The sequence below is a fragment of the Trichocoleus sp. FACHB-46 genome, from assembly GCF_014695385.1.
GTDB lineage: Bacteria > Cyanobacteriota > Cyanobacteriia > FACHB-46 > FACHB-46 > Trichocoleus.
In genome coordinates this window covers 136,772-151,856 of sequence record NZ_JACJOD010000010.1, presented here as the reverse complement: position 1 = coordinate 151,856, position 15,085 = coordinate 136,772, and the positions used below count along the sequence as shown (strand labels likewise).

The 15,085-nt window shown below is 51.3% G+C and carries 6 protein-coding genes; 3 read left to right on the top strand and 3 right to left on the bottom strand.

The genetic code is table 11. From position 1 onward, the window contains the following. Nucleotides 1-2: 2 nt before the first annotated feature. Together H6F72_RS06585 and H6F72_RS06580 are read right to left on the bottom strand one after the other, a co-directional pair. Complete coding sequence (locus H6F72_RS06585) at nt 3-4,802, bottom strand: non-ribosomal peptide synthetase (protein ID WP_190432978.1); 4,800 nt, start codon at nt 4,800-4,802, stop codon at nt 3-5. Then, the gene (locus tag H6F72_RS06580; RefSeq protein WP_190432976.1) at nt 4,799-8,110 is read right to left on the bottom strand and encodes a non-ribosomal peptide synthetase; all 3,312 of its coding nucleotides are present in this window, start codon (nt 8,108-8,110) and stop codon (nt 4,799-4,801) included. The genes H6F72_RS06585 and H6F72_RS06580 overlap by 4 nt, the downstream gene beginning before the upstream one ends. A 151-nt stretch (nt 8,111-8,261) precedes the next feature. Here H6F72_RS06580 and H6F72_RS06575 point away from each other — a divergent pair, with 151 nt between their 5' ends. Further along, complete coding sequence (locus tag H6F72_RS06575) at nt 8,262-8,732, top strand: GNAT family N-acetyltransferase (protein WP_190432974.1); 471 nt, start codon at nt 8,262-8,264, stop codon at nt 8,730-8,732. A 78-nt stretch (nt 8,733-8,810) separates the two neighbouring features. Here H6F72_RS06575 and gndA read toward each other — a convergent pair whose 3' ends face one another. Beyond that, nucleotides 8,811-10,334: an NADP-dependent phosphogluconate dehydrogenase gene (gndA, locus tag H6F72_RS06570; protein WP_190432971.1), complete on the bottom strand. Its 1,524-nt coding sequence runs from the start codon at nt 10,332-10,334 to the stop codon at nt 8,811-8,813. A 348-nt stretch (nt 10,335-10,682) separates the two neighbouring features. Here gndA and H6F72_RS30110 point away from each other — a divergent pair, with 348 nt between their 5' ends. Both H6F72_RS30110 and ileS read left to right on the top strand, forming a co-directional pair. After that, nucleotides 10,683-12,041 carry a Ycf66 family protein gene (locus H6F72_RS30110; protein ID WP_190432969.1) on the top strand — a complete coding sequence of 453 codons (1,359 nt, stop codon included), beginning with the start codon at nt 10,683-10,685 and terminating at the stop codon, nt 12,039-12,041. A 76-nt stretch (nt 12,042-12,117) separates the two neighbouring features. Further along, nucleotides 12,118-15,003 (top strand): isoleucine--tRNA ligase, encoded by a 2,886-nt coding sequence (gene ileS / locus H6F72_RS06560; protein ID WP_190432967.1) that lies wholly within the window; start codon nt 12,118-12,120, stop codon nt 15,001-15,003. The last annotated feature ends 82 nt before the right edge of the window (nt 15,004-15,085 follow it).

Sequence of the window (15,085 nt, the reverse complement as noted above, 5' to 3'; positions counted from 1 at the left end):
CGTTATTTCCCCTGATTTTGATTCAAAGACGAGCGCGATCGCCGATATGCATCTCTTGAGAGCGGGACAATGGCAGGAATAGATGGCTGGGGTTGGCTAACCTGCAAACTGTCAATTTGCTGAGCCAATTGAGCAATAGTCGGAGACTCAAATAAATGACGCAGAGGCAGTTCTACCGCAAAAGCATCTCGGATGCGCGAAGTCAGTTGAGTCGCAAGGAGAGAATGTCCTCCCAGTTCAAAAAAGTTGTCGTGGAGACCCACTCGCTTCACCCCCAGCAATTCTGACCAGATAGAGACTAATTTTGCTTCTATGGGCGATCGCGGTGCCACATATCCTTGCGTTGATCCCATCGGAACGGGAGCAGGGAGAGCTCGACGGTCAATCTTGCCGCTGGGGGTGAGCGGGAGAGTTTCTAATACGACAAAAGCAGTAGGCACCATATAGTTTGGCAACTTTTGCTCCAGGTAATTTCGGATCTGGGGCACTAGCTGTCGCGCCAACTGTCTTTGTAGAGGCTGATTGGCATAAGTGGACCAAGGACGAGCAGGAGCGATCGCCTCAGGCTCCAGTCTCCGCTCTGCCTTGACCTCTCGATGTTGTAAGGTCACATCATAGCGATCGCTCCCAACTGCTGCCCAGCTCACGTTTACGTCGTAGGGCAACTCTTGCTCCAAACTCCACCAAGCTTCTGGATCAACTCCAGGTTCTGCCAATTGCTCTAGGGCTGTTCGCATATGTCCTACAGTTTTAGGCCCATCTACCTCTGCTAACCAAGCCGCTACTGCAACTGCCGCAATCACACGGGCATTTAGTACCCCTCTAACTGTCAATCTCGCTGGTTGCGCTTCAATGAGATGCCGCCGGATCATCGCAATGGTCAGCTCGTTCGTCCAATCCCACTCAGAAACATTCAGATTCGTAGGGACCAACGGCTGTTGCTCTTGCATCTCCCTCACTTGAGTTTCTTTTTGCAAAATGACGTTGTAGCGGAACTGGGTCATCTCATTATGAGCCTGACCACGAGTAAGCTGAATTTGTATGTCCTGTATTTGCGGAAAATGCGATCGCAATGCCTGAAAAAATTCTGGATCGATCAGCAGTTCTGGTTCCTCAAACATGGCTCGTTGGACTTGTTGCTGGAGGTGCGATCGCTCCAATGCAGGGCTAGCTTGCTCCATCTGCACAGAAGCATGAAAGGCAGACCACAGTGCTAGATTTCGCACATCCCCAATAAAGAGAGAACCGCCTGGAGCCAGGGCTTGTAGCGCTCCCTCCAAAACTTGCACTAAGTAATCCACACTCGGAAAGTATTGCACCACCGAATTGAGCACAATCAGATCAAATCTAGCTGGCTCTATACCTGCAAAGTCGTTAGCCGAACGATGCAATAGTTTTACGGGCGGCAACTGTTGCTGGTTTAGCTGCTGCTGAATCGTACTTAATGAGATTTGGGAAAAATCTGTAGCCCAATATTCGAGATAGTGAGGCGCTAGTTGAAATAGCAGCAATCCTGTTCCACAACCAATTTCTAGTACTCGCTGAGGTTGTAGGGCGAGAATTTGTTCCACTCGGCGATCGACCCATTCTCGCATCTGTTCTATTGGAATGGGTTGCCCCGTATAACTGCTATTCCAGCCCACAATATTGAACGTTGGATCAGCAGAATTAACAGGCTGAGCATAGGTCTGATCGTATAGAGTTTGCCAATGTTCTACTTGCTCCTGCTGTAGCTGCTGGGCGATCGCCATCCCAGCTCCTTCACGCTCTGGATGGAAAGAGACATAAGCCGTTAACTGTTGATCGCCAGAGGCTGATTCCTGAACTGTGGCGATCGCTCCTTTCACTAAAGGATGCTGCTGCAAAACCGCTTCAATCTCGCCTAACTCCATCCGGAAGCCCCGGATTTTAACCTGTTCATCTGCTCGCCCGATGAATTCTAAGAGGCCATCAGATCTATATCTAGCCAAATCTCCTGTTTTATACAATCTTGCCCCTGGGCTAGCGCTAAACGGGCAAGGGATAAAGCGCTCAGCAGTTAAGTCCGGTCGGTTGAGGTATCCCCTAGCCACTCCGTCACCGCCAATATACAACTCACCGACCACGCCAATGGGCACAGGCTGTTGATGAGCATCTAAAACATAAATTTGGATGTTCGCCACAGGACGGCCAATCGATGGTTTTTCGGGACTCTCAGCTCTGTGAGTGAGTTCGGCGACGGTCGCCCAAATCGTGGTTTCTGTAGGGCCATAGGCATTGAAAAGCCGTCGTCCTTGCGCCCACTTTCTCACGATTTCACCGCTACAAGCTTCTCCACCCGCAATCACTGTTTGCAACGTTGATAGGTCATTTTCTGGCAGTAGGGCCAAGACCGCAGGCGGCAAAATCGCGGCAGCAATACTCTGGGTTTGGAGGAATTGAACCAGTTCTATTCCAGGCGATCGCGCTGACTGGGGCACAATGTAGAGCGTCCCCCTAGAGCCTAGCGCCATCAGCATCTCAAAGATGGAAGCATCGAAGCTCCAAGCGCTAAATTGCAACACTCGACTCCCGAGCGGCAAGTTGAAGCTTTGCTGTTGCGCTGCCACCACATTGCAAAGCCCCCGATGCTCTACCATCACCCCTTTGGGCATCCCGGTCGAGCCAGAGGTGTAGATCACATAGGCCAAATGATCGGCTGTCGCAACACTAGCGGGGGCTGACTGTTTCTGCTGAGCAATTAACTCCCGATCTTGATCTAGACAGATGACTCGAAGCGTCTGATCCTCTCCCGAAATGGGTTTACCACTCTCCTCTTGCAAGGAAAATGGGGAAATATCAAACACTTCCACATGCGATCGCTGAGTCAGCAACACCAAAACTTGCGAATCTTGCAGCATAAACTGGAGGCGATCGCGGGGATACTCCGGATCGAGCGGCACATAAGCACCTCCCGCTTTCCACACACCCAAGATGGCAATTAAGACATCAAGGGAGCGATCGACACAGATGCCAACTAGGGTTTCTGTCCCCACCCCTACTTGCTGTAAATAGTGTGCGAGTTGATTGGCTCGTTGATCCAATTCTTGATAGGTCAATTGCTGATCGGCCACACCTACGTTTCCAGAGGGTGCGGAAACCGCAATCGCATCAGGTGTTTTTTCAGCTTGAGCAGCAAATAGGTGATGAATACAAACATCCTTGTCGTACTCCACCTGAGTTTGATTCCACTCTACTAGCAGTTGATGCTGTTCAGCCGTATTCAAGATCGACAGATCGGCAAGTCGCTGATCTGGATTGGCAACAATTCCCTCTAGCAGTGTTTGAAAATGCCCAATCATTCGCGTGATCGTAGCTAGCTCAAACAGTTCGGTACTGTACGCTACAAAGCCGCTCAACCCCTCCCTTGGGGTATCCCAGAGACCACTCAGCCCTTCTGCTTGCTCCCATATATGGAACTCCAGATCAAACCGAGCGGTGCCAACATCTAGTTTCCAAGGAGATAGGGTCAGGCCAGGGAGTTCCAACGGTGCCATCGGTGCATTCTGGAGGGCAAATGCGACCTGAAACAATGGATTGCGGCTCAAGTCTCGCTCTGGATGTAGTTCTTCAACCAACTTTTCAAACGGCACATCTTGATGAGCGTAGGCGGCTAATGCGACTTCCCGCGATCGCTCCAACAACTCCCGAAACGTCGGATTACCAGAGAGATCGGTTCGTAATACTAAGCTATTGACGAAAAAACCGATCAATCCCTCGATCTCACTACGGTTACGGTTGGCAATCGGAGAACCTACAGCCACATTGGTCTGCCCTGTGTAACGAAAAAGTAGAGCTTGGAACGCAGCCAAAAGGGTCATGAACAGCGTTGTTCCTGCTTGTTGGCTCAGTTCCTCTAGAGCTTGCGTGAGCTGATGAGATAGCGCTAAGGGAGCGATCGCGCCTTTATAACTTTGGGTGGCTGGACGGGGATGATCAATCGGGAGATTCAGTACTGGCAGATCTTGCAACTGTTGTCGCCAATAAGCCAGTTGCGACTCCAGCACTTCTCCTTGTAGCCATTGCCGCTGCCAGTGAGCAAAGTCTGCATACTGAATCGGCAGCTCTGACAAAGGAGAAGGCTGGCCCTCTGCAAAGGCCGTGTAGAGCGCTCCTAGCTCTCGCATTAACACCCCCAACGACCAACCATCCGAAATAATGTGATGCAGATTGAGCAGTAGTAGATATTCTGTCGCCTCTAGCTGCAACAACTTCACCCGCAACAACGGACTGACTGTGAGATCAAAGGGGCAATGTGCTTCCTCTGTGGCAATTTGCCGAACGGTCTCCTCTTGTGCCGAGGAATCCAGACTTTGCAGATCCGTCACTGGAATAGACAGTGGCAAAGCAGGCGTGATGATCTGGGTGGGTTGCCCGTCTACTTTGGCAAAGCGAGTTCGGAGTGTTTCATGACGTTGCACCAGTTCCGCAAAAGCTTGTTCCAACGCCTTTAGATGCAAATGCCCGCTGAGTCGCACGGCTGAGGGCATGTTGTAGAAGGGGTTTTCTGGCACCAGTTGATCGAGAAACCATAATCGCTGTTGGGCAAAGGAGAGCGGTAGCGGTTGATTACGGGAAATTGGCTTCAGTTCAGGTGCAGCTTGATGGGCAGAGGCATGAGCTTGATTTAACCAGTGCAGCAACTCTGATTTGCGTTGAGCGATCGCGGCCCGTAATTCTGGGGTCAAGGCTCCTTCCGGGGCACTACAGCGTAGATTGGCTCCCTCTAACCAAACTTGAATATCTAATTGCCGCAGATAAGCTAAAAACTCAGCCGTCGTCAAAACTCTACCTCCTCACGTCCCACTGCTATAGCACCAGAAACTTCCTGCCTCCGCCCGATCCAACTGAGCGTTTCCATCTGTTTAGCCAAACCCGCGATCGTGGGAGCCTCAAACAAACTACGCAACGGCACTTCCACCTGCAAGACATCGCGGATGCGAGACATGAGTTGGGTTGCTAGCAGCGAGTGTCCTCCTAACTCAAAGAAGTTGTCATGAACTCCAACCTGCGGGAGCCCTAAAAGCCGCATCCAGATCGCAGCCAGCTTTTGTTCAATCTCCGTTTGTGGCGCTTGAGCAGCAGTCATCCCAGCTACCGAGGCTAAGCTTACAAGAGGCAAAGCCCGCCGATCTACCTTGCCATTCGGAGTGAGCGGCAGAATCTCCAAAACTGCGATCGCGCTTGGAATCATATACTCTGGCAACTTCGCCTTCAAAAAACTCCGCAGTTCTGAAGTAGTAGGAGCGGGTTTCTGGCTAGACACAATATAAGCAACCAGTGATTTCTGATCCCTATCAGCTTGTAAATCATCAGCTTGTGGCTCAGACGACTGGAGCTTGGCGATCGCTGCTTGCACCTGTGGATGTTGCTGCAAAGCCGCCTCAACTTCCCCCAACTCAATCCGAAAACCCCGCAGCTTTACCTGATGATCGCTACGACCCAAAAATTCAATATTGCCATCAGGGTGATAACGAGCGAGATCTCCGGTTTTGTAGAGAGGAAGGAGGTAGCTTGCTTCATCCTTATAAGAAATGAATCGCTCAGCGGTTAGTTCTGGTTGGTTAAGATAGCCTACTGCAAGCCCATCACCGCCAATGTATAACTCGCCTTTGGCTCCAATTGGCACAGGTTGTAACTGAGCATCAAGGATATAGAGTTGGGTATTAGCAACTGGGCGACCAATCGGGAGAGAGGTGGTAGTTTCTGGCAGTTCCTGGATCTCGTAACAAGAGGCAAACGTGGTACTTTCCGTCGGACCGTAAACATGCAGCAAGTGTTTTGGTACACCTGCTTGGCTTACAGCTCGAACCCGTTGTAGATCGGCAATTTCTCCGCCAAATAAAAGATATCGTAATCTGTGAAATGCAGTCGGGACTTCACTGGCGATTTGGTTAAACAGAGCTGTGGTCAGAAATAGGATGTCAATCTGCTGTTGGACTAAAGCTGTTGCGAATTTCAGCGGAGATAAAGATACTTCCCGCTCAATTCCAATCAGTTGACCCCCATTCAGCAGGGCACCCCAAATCTCAAACGTAGCGGCATCAAAAGAGACATTAGAGACTTGAGCTATGCGATCGCTGGGATGAATCTGGATATAGTTGGTATTGCAGACCAGCCGATTCACCGCTCGATGTGGCACAGTTACTCCCTTGGGTTGCCCTGTGGAGCCAGAGGTATAAACCACATAAGCCAAATCTTCGGCTGTAACTTGGTTAGGGAGATTTTCTTCACTCTCTTGAGCGATCGCAGCCCACTCCTGATCGAGGCAAATCACCTGAACTGGACAATCTCGAAACTGCTCTCGATATTCTGATTGCGTAAGCAATACAGGGACTTGAGCATCCTCGATCATGAAGCGGAGTCGTTCTGAGGGATATGTCGGATCTAGCGGTACATAAGCCCCTCCCACCTTGATAATACCGAGGAGAGCTGCCACCATCTCGGAGGAGCGATCGAGACAAACACCTACTAATGCCTCCGCCCCAACTCCTAGTTTCTGTAAATAGCGGGCTAATTGATTACTGCCTTGGTTTAAGGCTTGATAAGTAAATTGTTTGTCGTCAAATTGAACTGCAATCGCATCCGGTGACTTTTCTACTTGCGCTTCAAACAGTTGATGAATGCACTGAGATTTGGGATAGGCTGTATCCGTCTGATTCCAATCCAGCAAGATCTGTTTTTGTTCAACCGCAGTCAGTACAGGTAAGTCTGCCAAGCGCTGATGAGGATTAGCGACAATCGCCTCCAAAAGAGTTTGCAGCGATCGCATGAAGCGAGCAATTGTCTCCGGTTGAAATAGATCTGTGTTGTAGACCACCACCCCTCGCAAACCTGTGGAGTTTTGCCAGCCTTGCCCCCACAAACCTCGAAAATTCTCCCCGCATTCCCACAGATACAGCTCCAAATCGAAGCGACTACTGCGGGTGTCAAACTCAATGGCGTCCAGCGTCAACCCAGACAACTCTAGCTGGGTCATCGGCGCATTTTGCAGCGCAAATATGACTTGAAACAGGGGATTATGGCTAGGGTTACGGATAGGGTGCAACTCCTCAACCAGCTTCTCGAACGGCACATCTTGATGGGCATATGCGGCCAGAGTCATCTGCCGCGATCGCTCTAGCAGTTCCACAAAAGTAGGATTACCAGACAGATCTCCGCGCAGCACTAAACTGTTGGCAAAGAACCCAATTAAGTTCTCCAGTTCACTGCGGTTGCGATTGGCAATTGGCGAACCGATGGCAATATCTGTCTGCCCTGTGTAGCGATAGAGCAATGTCTGGAACGCTGCCAACAAGGTCATAAACAGGGTAGTGCCTGCGTTCTGGCTCAGGGCATTAAGCGCTTCAGCTAAGCTTTGGGGTAGTTCCACTTGATGCAGCGCCCCCTGATAAGTAGGCAGATTGGGACGCGGGCGATCGGTCGGAAGATCTAGCACAGGCACTTCTCGCAACTGTTGTCGCCAGTAAGCAAGTTGTAACTCTAAAATTTCTCCCTGCAACCATTCTCGTTGCCAATGAGCGAAATCTGCATACTGAATCGGCAAATCTGATAAAGGAGAAGCTGCATCTGTACTCAAAGTGGTATACAAAGCCCCCAATTCTCGGATCAAGATGCCACTGGACCATTCATCAAAAACGATATGATGCAAATTGATCAAAAGGATATGTTCTGATGGAGCCAACCGAAACAGGACCAACCGAATCAGCGGCCCTTGAGACAAACAGAATGGCCGTTGCATTTCTGTCCGGATCAGTTGCTGCGCTTCTGCTTCCCGCTCTAGGACAGAACAATGTTGCAAGTCGATGATGGAGAGAGGGATATTAAGACGAGGTGCGATCGCCTGCGCGGGTTCTCCGTCAATCACCACAAAAGTTGTTCGCAGAGTTTCATGACGACGCACCAACTCATTAAAGCTTTGCTCTAAAACAACTACATTGAGGGCACCAGTCAGGCGAAATACAGTCGGCACATTATATAAACAGGTGTTGGGAACAAGCTGCTCCAGAAACCACAGCCGCTGCTGGGCGAAGGATGTTGGAAAGACAAAAACTTCTTCAGAAACGTTGCCGACGGGGTTTTCGATCACCATTCCAACTGTGCCGAATTGCTTGTGCTGGATACTTGTACTGAATTAGCTGTGCCGAGTTACTTGTGCCGAATTAGTGGCCTTTCCCTTGTAGTTCGTTAAAACTGACAAGTAAATCTCTCTCTGGGCAGAGCTTAATCCGGATCTAAAAATCATGTTGATTCGTCCTTATCAAACGACCGATGCTGAAGCGATCGCGGCGATTTACCAAGACTCTGTCCTTGGCATTGGGGCTACGGCCTATAACGCTGAGCAAATAGCCGTCTGGTCTGCTTATCCTGACGACATTGAAGAATTTCGGCGATCGCTCCAGCAGGGCCTGACATTGGTTGCTGTATCAGAGGGGCAATTACTCGCTTTTGGGCAATTAAATCCGCTCAATCATATTGCTTTTCTCTACACAGCCAGCCAAGCGGCGCGGCAAGGATATGCCACCAAGATTTACCTAAAACTAGAAACCTATGCAATCCAACGAGGAGTAGAGCATCTGCACACTGAAGCTAGCCGCATCTCTAAGTTTTTCTTCTCAAAAATGGGATATCACATCACAGAAACCGAAGTCGTGACTCGTAAAGGTGTAGAGCTGGAGCGTTTCAAAATGGCAAAGATCATTAGCTTCCAGTAGTACAAGGTATCAAGAGCACAAAAAATGCCCCCTGAGGGAGGCATAGGATTGAGAGGAGGAGCCAAACTTTGAAGCTGGTTAACGCTGCGTTTGAGCTTCCTGAGTTTTCACCTCTTCCGGTGCCACAGTTCCTGGCTCTTTACCATCTAGAGGAACTTCAGGCGTGGAAGTCTGGGTAGATTCCTGAGCCGCTGGGGTCCAATCCGTGTGGAAGACTCCTGGCTTGTCTACTCGCAGGTAGGTATGGGCACCGAAGTAATCGCGCTGGGCCTGAGTTAGGTTCTGAGGCAAGCGATCGCGACGGTAGCTGTCAAAGTAGTCAAGTGAAGCACTAAAAGCAGGCACAGGAATGCCCAATTTGGCGGCTTGAATCACCACTTCACGCCAAGCGTCTTGCCGATCCAGAATCGTTTGCTTAAACTCCGGAGCTAGCAGCAAATTGGGTAAGCTAGGGTTCTCATCGAAAGCTTGCTTGATTTTATTCAAGAAGCGAGCCCGAATGATACAACCGCCTTTCCAAATCCGAGCAATTTCACCTAAATTCAGGCCGTAGTTGAAATCTCTAGAGGCAACGCTCAACAACTCCATGCCCTGAGCGTAGGAGCAGATTTTGGAGCAGTACAAAGCATCCCGGATTTTGCCGATGAAGGCTTTGGTATCACCTTCATACTTACCCGTTGGCCCTGTCAGTACCTTAGAAGCAGCGACCCGTTCTTCTTTTTGAGAAGAGGTAATCCGGGCATTCACGGCAGCAATCATGGTGGGGATGGAAACACCTAGCTCTAACGCACTGGCAACCGTCCAACGCCCCGTCCCTTTCTGGGCAGCAGCATCTAGAACCACATCGACTAGGGCATTGCCTGTATCGGGATCAATTTTCTTGAAGATGTCGGCTGTAATTTCAATTAGGTAAGAGTCGAGTTCTTCGGTGGTATTCCACTCAGCAAAAACTTCATGTAGCTGGTTGTGATTTAAGCCTAGGGTATTCTTCAGCAAGTCGTAGGCTTCTGCAATCAACTGCATATCGCCGTACTCAATGCCGTTGTGCACCATTTTGACGTAGTGCCCTGCCCCACCCGGACCAATGTAGGTCACGCAAGGGCCATCATCCACTTGGGCCGCAATCTTGGTCCAAATGGGAGCGAGTTCATCATAGGCAGCTTTAGAGCTACCTGGCATCAAGCTGGGGCCATTCAGGGCTCCTTCTTCGCCGCCACTGACTCCCATGCCGACAAAATGGAGTCCGGAAGGTTCTAACTCCTTAGTGCGCCGCTCCGTATCTTCATAGAGAGAGTTGCCACCATCAATAATGATGTCACCAGGCTCTAACAGGGGTCTCAGCTGATTAATCACAGCATCGACTGGAGCCCCCGCTTTCACCATAATTAAAATTTTTCGGGGCCGTTCTAGGGAAGCTACAAAGTCTTCAATGGAGTAGGCGGCTTTGACTTGCTTACCTTGCGCCCGCTGTGCCATGAAGACATCGGTTTTGTCTGGGGTTCGGTTATAAACGGCAATCGGAAAACCATTACGTTCAACGTTCAGGGCTAGGTTCTCACCCATAACCGCTAAACCAATGAGACCAAAGCTCTGCTGGGTCATAACACTTTTTACCAACTCTGCATGTATCAGGGCCTGTGATTCCCCTTCAGGGTAGCCCGATCCCCTTAGGTTGTACTGGAAGAAGAAATTAAGAGCCTCCGCAAAAGGCTGGAAAAATGAGGATTTGAGTCTGTCTAGGGAAAGAAATTCAGAAAGATTATCCCTAGAAAGCATGAATTAAGCTGAGGCGATCGCTACAAATTGTTACGCCAACGCGATCGCCTCGCCACCTTTACAACCAGAGCCTCAGGACAATTCAGCCTGCTTTAGGATTCAATATGTCAGAGACAATAGACATTAAGGCAGTAGATTGAATGAGTAGTCGTCAGATGCAGTAGGGAGTGCACGATGCTTGCATACATCCTGGCATTGGCTGTCGCGCTTGGCAGCTTTGCTCTATATATGGCCGCTTTCTTCTTTCCAGAAGTTCATCGCAAAAGCGATTTTATTTGGAGCGGTATTGCTCTGTTTTATGCCCTAGTGCTATGGGTCTGTGCGGGACGGATCACCGGGGGTGTCCTACTGGGTCAGACGGCAAGCGTCGCCCTCCTCGGTTGGTTTGGCTGGCAAACCCTAAAAATGCGCTGGGATCTCACCCCAGCTGAACAAAAAACTCAACTGCCTGTCCAGGCAACACCAGCCGCCCTGCGAGGCACCACTCAGCAAGTTCGAGACAAGCTGATTGGCTTCTCTTCCTCCGAAAACGTGACCCAACTCAAGGACCAAGCCAGCCGTCTCTTCAATAGCGTGAAAGAGCGATCGCAGGGAGGTACGGGCCAGTCACCCAGTTCAACCAGTGCATCTGCTAGTTCGGGGGCTACGGTACCCACTGAAGTAGTAGGTTCTGGCACCAGTGGCAGTCAATCAACTTCCAGCGCCAAAGCAACCTCTAACCCTTTAGCTTCTGTGTCAGGACTGGTTGACACGGTGAAGGGTGCGATCGCCAAGATTGGCCAGAAGAAACCCAGCCGCCCCATGATCGAGCTCAATCATCCGCCTAAGTCGGGTCCTGGAGCAGACACCGAGGTGAGCGATGAGCTTGAGGACGACATGGCTGACCCCACTGCCGCAGCTGCAACGCCAACGCCAGTTAGCTCACCGACCTCATTGAGTGACGACGAGCCGACTTTACTGCTAGAGTCACCCAACCAAGCCGTTGCCGAAACACCAACTGCGACGACCAACGCCGAACTGCTAAGCGTTGACGAAGAAGAGACCCTGCTCAACAACGCCGCCGAAGTAGCTCCAGAAGCGCTAGATGACGTAGTGGTACCCACTGGCTTTACCCCTTCTGGTGATGTATCCGCATCGATCCCAGAAGATGAAGCCACTCCAGAAGCAGTGGAGCAGGCAGCTACAGGCCTTGAAGTGGTAGAGAACCCGCTTGGTGATCCCTTCGTGCCTGCCGAAGCCATCCCAGTAGATGCAGCCGAAATTGACCTAGCTCCACCTGCTGAACCGATTGGCCCCGGCGATCCAATTGAGCGTCAGCAAGAAGACATCGATCTCAATGCTCCGCCGATTGAACCTGCAACATTTACGCTGGTTGAGCCGGAAGCGGTAGAGGAAGCGATCGCGGCGTCCGAAGCGACATCGGAGGACACCCCAGAGCTAAAGCGGCCCAACCCACCCAACCCATTTTTGGTAGAACAGGCCCAGCCTCAGGACCCTGAAAATTCAGAGTCATCTGAAAATCCTGAAAACTAAACTTGAAGCATAGGGAGCTTGTCAAGGATAATGGTCAAAGCAAGACTTGACCTTTATCCTTCGTTGGCTTCCGACTGTGACAGAATCAGGAACTTATAAAAACACCGTCAATCTGCCCAAAACCAACTTTGACATGCGCGCCAATGCTGTCAAACGCGAACCAGAGCTGCAACAGTTTTGGGCAGAGCACCAGATTTATGAGCACCTGTCGCAGAACAATCCAGGTGAGCTGTTTATTCTGCATGATGGGCCTCCCTACGCCAATGGTTCGCTGCACATTGGCCACGCCCTCAACAAGATTCTGAAGGATATTATTAATAAGTTTCACCTGCTTCAGGGGCGCAAAGTTCGCTACGTTCCCGGTTGGGATTGTCATGGTTTGCCGATTGAACTGAAAGTTCTGCAAAACATGAAACCAGACGAGCGGCAAAAGCTAACGCCCTTGGATCTGCGCCACAAAGCCAGAGATTTTGCGATCGCCACTGTGGACGACCAGCGCCAATCCTTCAAGCGCTATGGCATCTGGGGCGATTGGGAGCATCCGTATTTGACTCTCACACCTGCTTATGAAGCGGCTCAGATTGGGGTATTTGGGCAAATGGTGTTGAAAGGTCATATTTATCGCGGTCGCAAGCCTGTCTACTGGAGTCCTAGTTCCAAAACAGCGTTAGCAGAAGCAGAACTGGAGTATCCCGAAGGCCACACCTCTCGCAGCTTATACGCCGCCTTCCCCATGACTGGGTTGTCTGACACCGCTCAGGAGGCTTTTGGCCCCTATTTGCCAGATTTGAAAGTGGCAATCTGGACTACAACTCCTTGGACGATTCCCGCCAACATGGCCGTCAGCGTCAACCCAAAGCTAAACTACGCGGTGGTAGAAGTCGGACCTAGCGATCGCCTCCCCGACACCAAATACCTGATCGTCGCCGCCGAACTCGTGGAGCGCCTCTCAGAAGTGTTGGGGACGACTCTCACCGTTAAAGCCACGCTCAAAGGCCAAGCCCTAGAGCATTCCACCTATCGCCATCCCTTGTTCGATCGCGAAAGCCCGATTGTCGTGGGTGGCGATTACGTCACAACCGAATCCGGTACAGGCTTGGTTCACACTGCCCCCGGTCATGGTCAAGATGACTATCAAGTGGGTTTGCGCTACGGCTTACCTGTCTTCGCGCCAGTAGACGACAACGGCGACTTCACCGAAGAGGCAGGCCCATTTGCAGGCTTAAACGTCCTCGGCCCTGGCAACCAAGCCGTGATCGATGCCTTGCAAACTGCGGGTTCGCTCCTCAAAGAAGAACCCTACGTCCATAAGTATCCCTACGACTGGCGCACCAAAAAGCCAACTATCTTCCGAGCGACTGAACAGTGGTTTGCTTCGGTATCTGGGTTCCGGGAAGCCGCTCTAGAAGCGATCGCCTCTGTCCAATGGATTCCCGCCCAAGGCGAAAACCGCATCACCTCAATGGTGGCTGAGCGATCCGATTGGTGCATCTCTCGTCAACGGAATTGGGGCGTGCCGATCCCCGTGTTCTACGACGAAGCCACCCGAGAACCTTTGCTTACCGAAGAAACGATCGCCCATGTCCAAGCCATCTTTGCTGAGAAAGGCTCTGATGCTTGGTGGGAGCTCCCGGTGGAAGAGCTGCTGCCAGAAACCTACCGCAACAACGGTCGCAGCTACCGCAAAGGCACCGACACAATGGACGTGTGGTTCGACTCTGGCTCCTCCTGGGCCGCAGTCGCGAAGCAGCGCGAGGAACTGTGCTACCCCGCCAACATGTATCTGGAAGGCTCCGACCAGCACCGGGGTTGGTTCCAATCCAGCTTGCTCACCAGCGTCGCCGCCAATGGCGTTGCGCCCTACAACACCGTCTTGACCCACGGCTTTGTCTTGGATGAGCAAGGCCGCAAGATGAGTAAGTCAATGGGCAACGTCGTAGACCCGATGATCGTGATCAACGGCGGCAAGAACCAAAAAGACGAACCTCCCTATGGCTCCGATGTCCTGCGCCTCTGGGTGTCGTCCGTGGATTACTCCTCCGACGTGCTGATTGGCAAAAACATCCTGAAGCAAATGTCGGACGTGTATCGCAAGATCCGCAACACCGCCCGCTTCTTGATCGGCAACTTGCACGACTTCGATCCCACCAAAGATTCCATCGCCTACGAAGACTTGCCAGAACTCGATCGCTACATGCTGCATCGCTCCTGCGAAGTCTTCAACGAAATCACCGAAGCCTTCAAGAGCTTCCAGTTCTTCCGCTTCTTCCAGACGGTGCAAAACTTCTGCGTCGTAGACTTGTCTAACTTCTACCTAGACATCGCCAAGGATCGGCTGTATATCAGCGCCTCGGATGCTCTCCGTCGTCGCAGTTGCCAAACCGTGTTACGGATCATCCTTGAGAACTTGGCGAGAGCGATCGCGCCCGTGCTCTCCCACATGGCCGAAGACATCTGGCAATTCCTGCCCTACTCCACCCCCTACAAATCAGTGTTTGAAGCGGGTTGGGTGCATCTCGAAGGTCGCTGGCAAGTGGAATCTCTGGCAAAATCCTGGCCTGCCTTGCGGCAAATTCGCGCCGAAGTTAACCGAGTGTTGGAGAAAGCCCGCGCTGAGAAAATGGTCGGCTCCTCGCTGGAAGCTAAGCTCCTACTTTATGTACCTGACCTAGAGCTACGCCAGCAGCTACAAACCATGAACCCTGCCACCAGCCTCAACGGCAACGGCGTAGACGAACTGCGCTACCTGTTCATTGTCTCCCAGGTAGAACTGCTCGACTCCCCCGCTGCTCTAGAAGGCTTGCAATACAGCTCCCAATCTGATGCGCTCGGTGTGGGTGTAGTGAAAGCCGATGGCGAAAAATGCGATCGCTGCTGGAACTACTCCACCCACGTTGGCGAATCAGCAGCCCATTCCCTACTCTGCGAACGCTGCGAACCCGCCCTAGAAGGTCAATTTTAGATTGACCTAACCCCCTAGCCCCCTTCCCTACTAGGGAATGGGGAATCGGATTATAGATAAGGCTTTGAGAGACTTTTTGCTC

What these genes read in the sequence shown, in the direction of transcription:
- H6F72_RS06580 (WP_190432976.1), bottom strand. Translation starts at nt 8,110, where the DNA reads ATGGTGATCGAAAACCCCGTCGGCAACGTTTCTGAAGAAGTTTTTGTC.
- gndA (WP_190432971.1), bottom strand. Translation starts at nt 10,334, where the DNA reads ATGACCCAGCAGAGCTTTGGTCTCATTGGTTTAGCGGTTATGGGTGAG.
- H6F72_RS06575 (WP_190432974.1), top strand. Translation starts at nt 8,262, where the DNA reads ATGTTGATTCGTCCTTATCAAACGACCGATGCTGAAGCGATCGCGGCG.
- H6F72_RS30110 (WP_190432969.1), top strand. Translation starts at nt 10,683, where the DNA reads ATGCTTGCATACATCCTGGCATTGGCTGTCGCGCTTGGCAGCTTTGCT.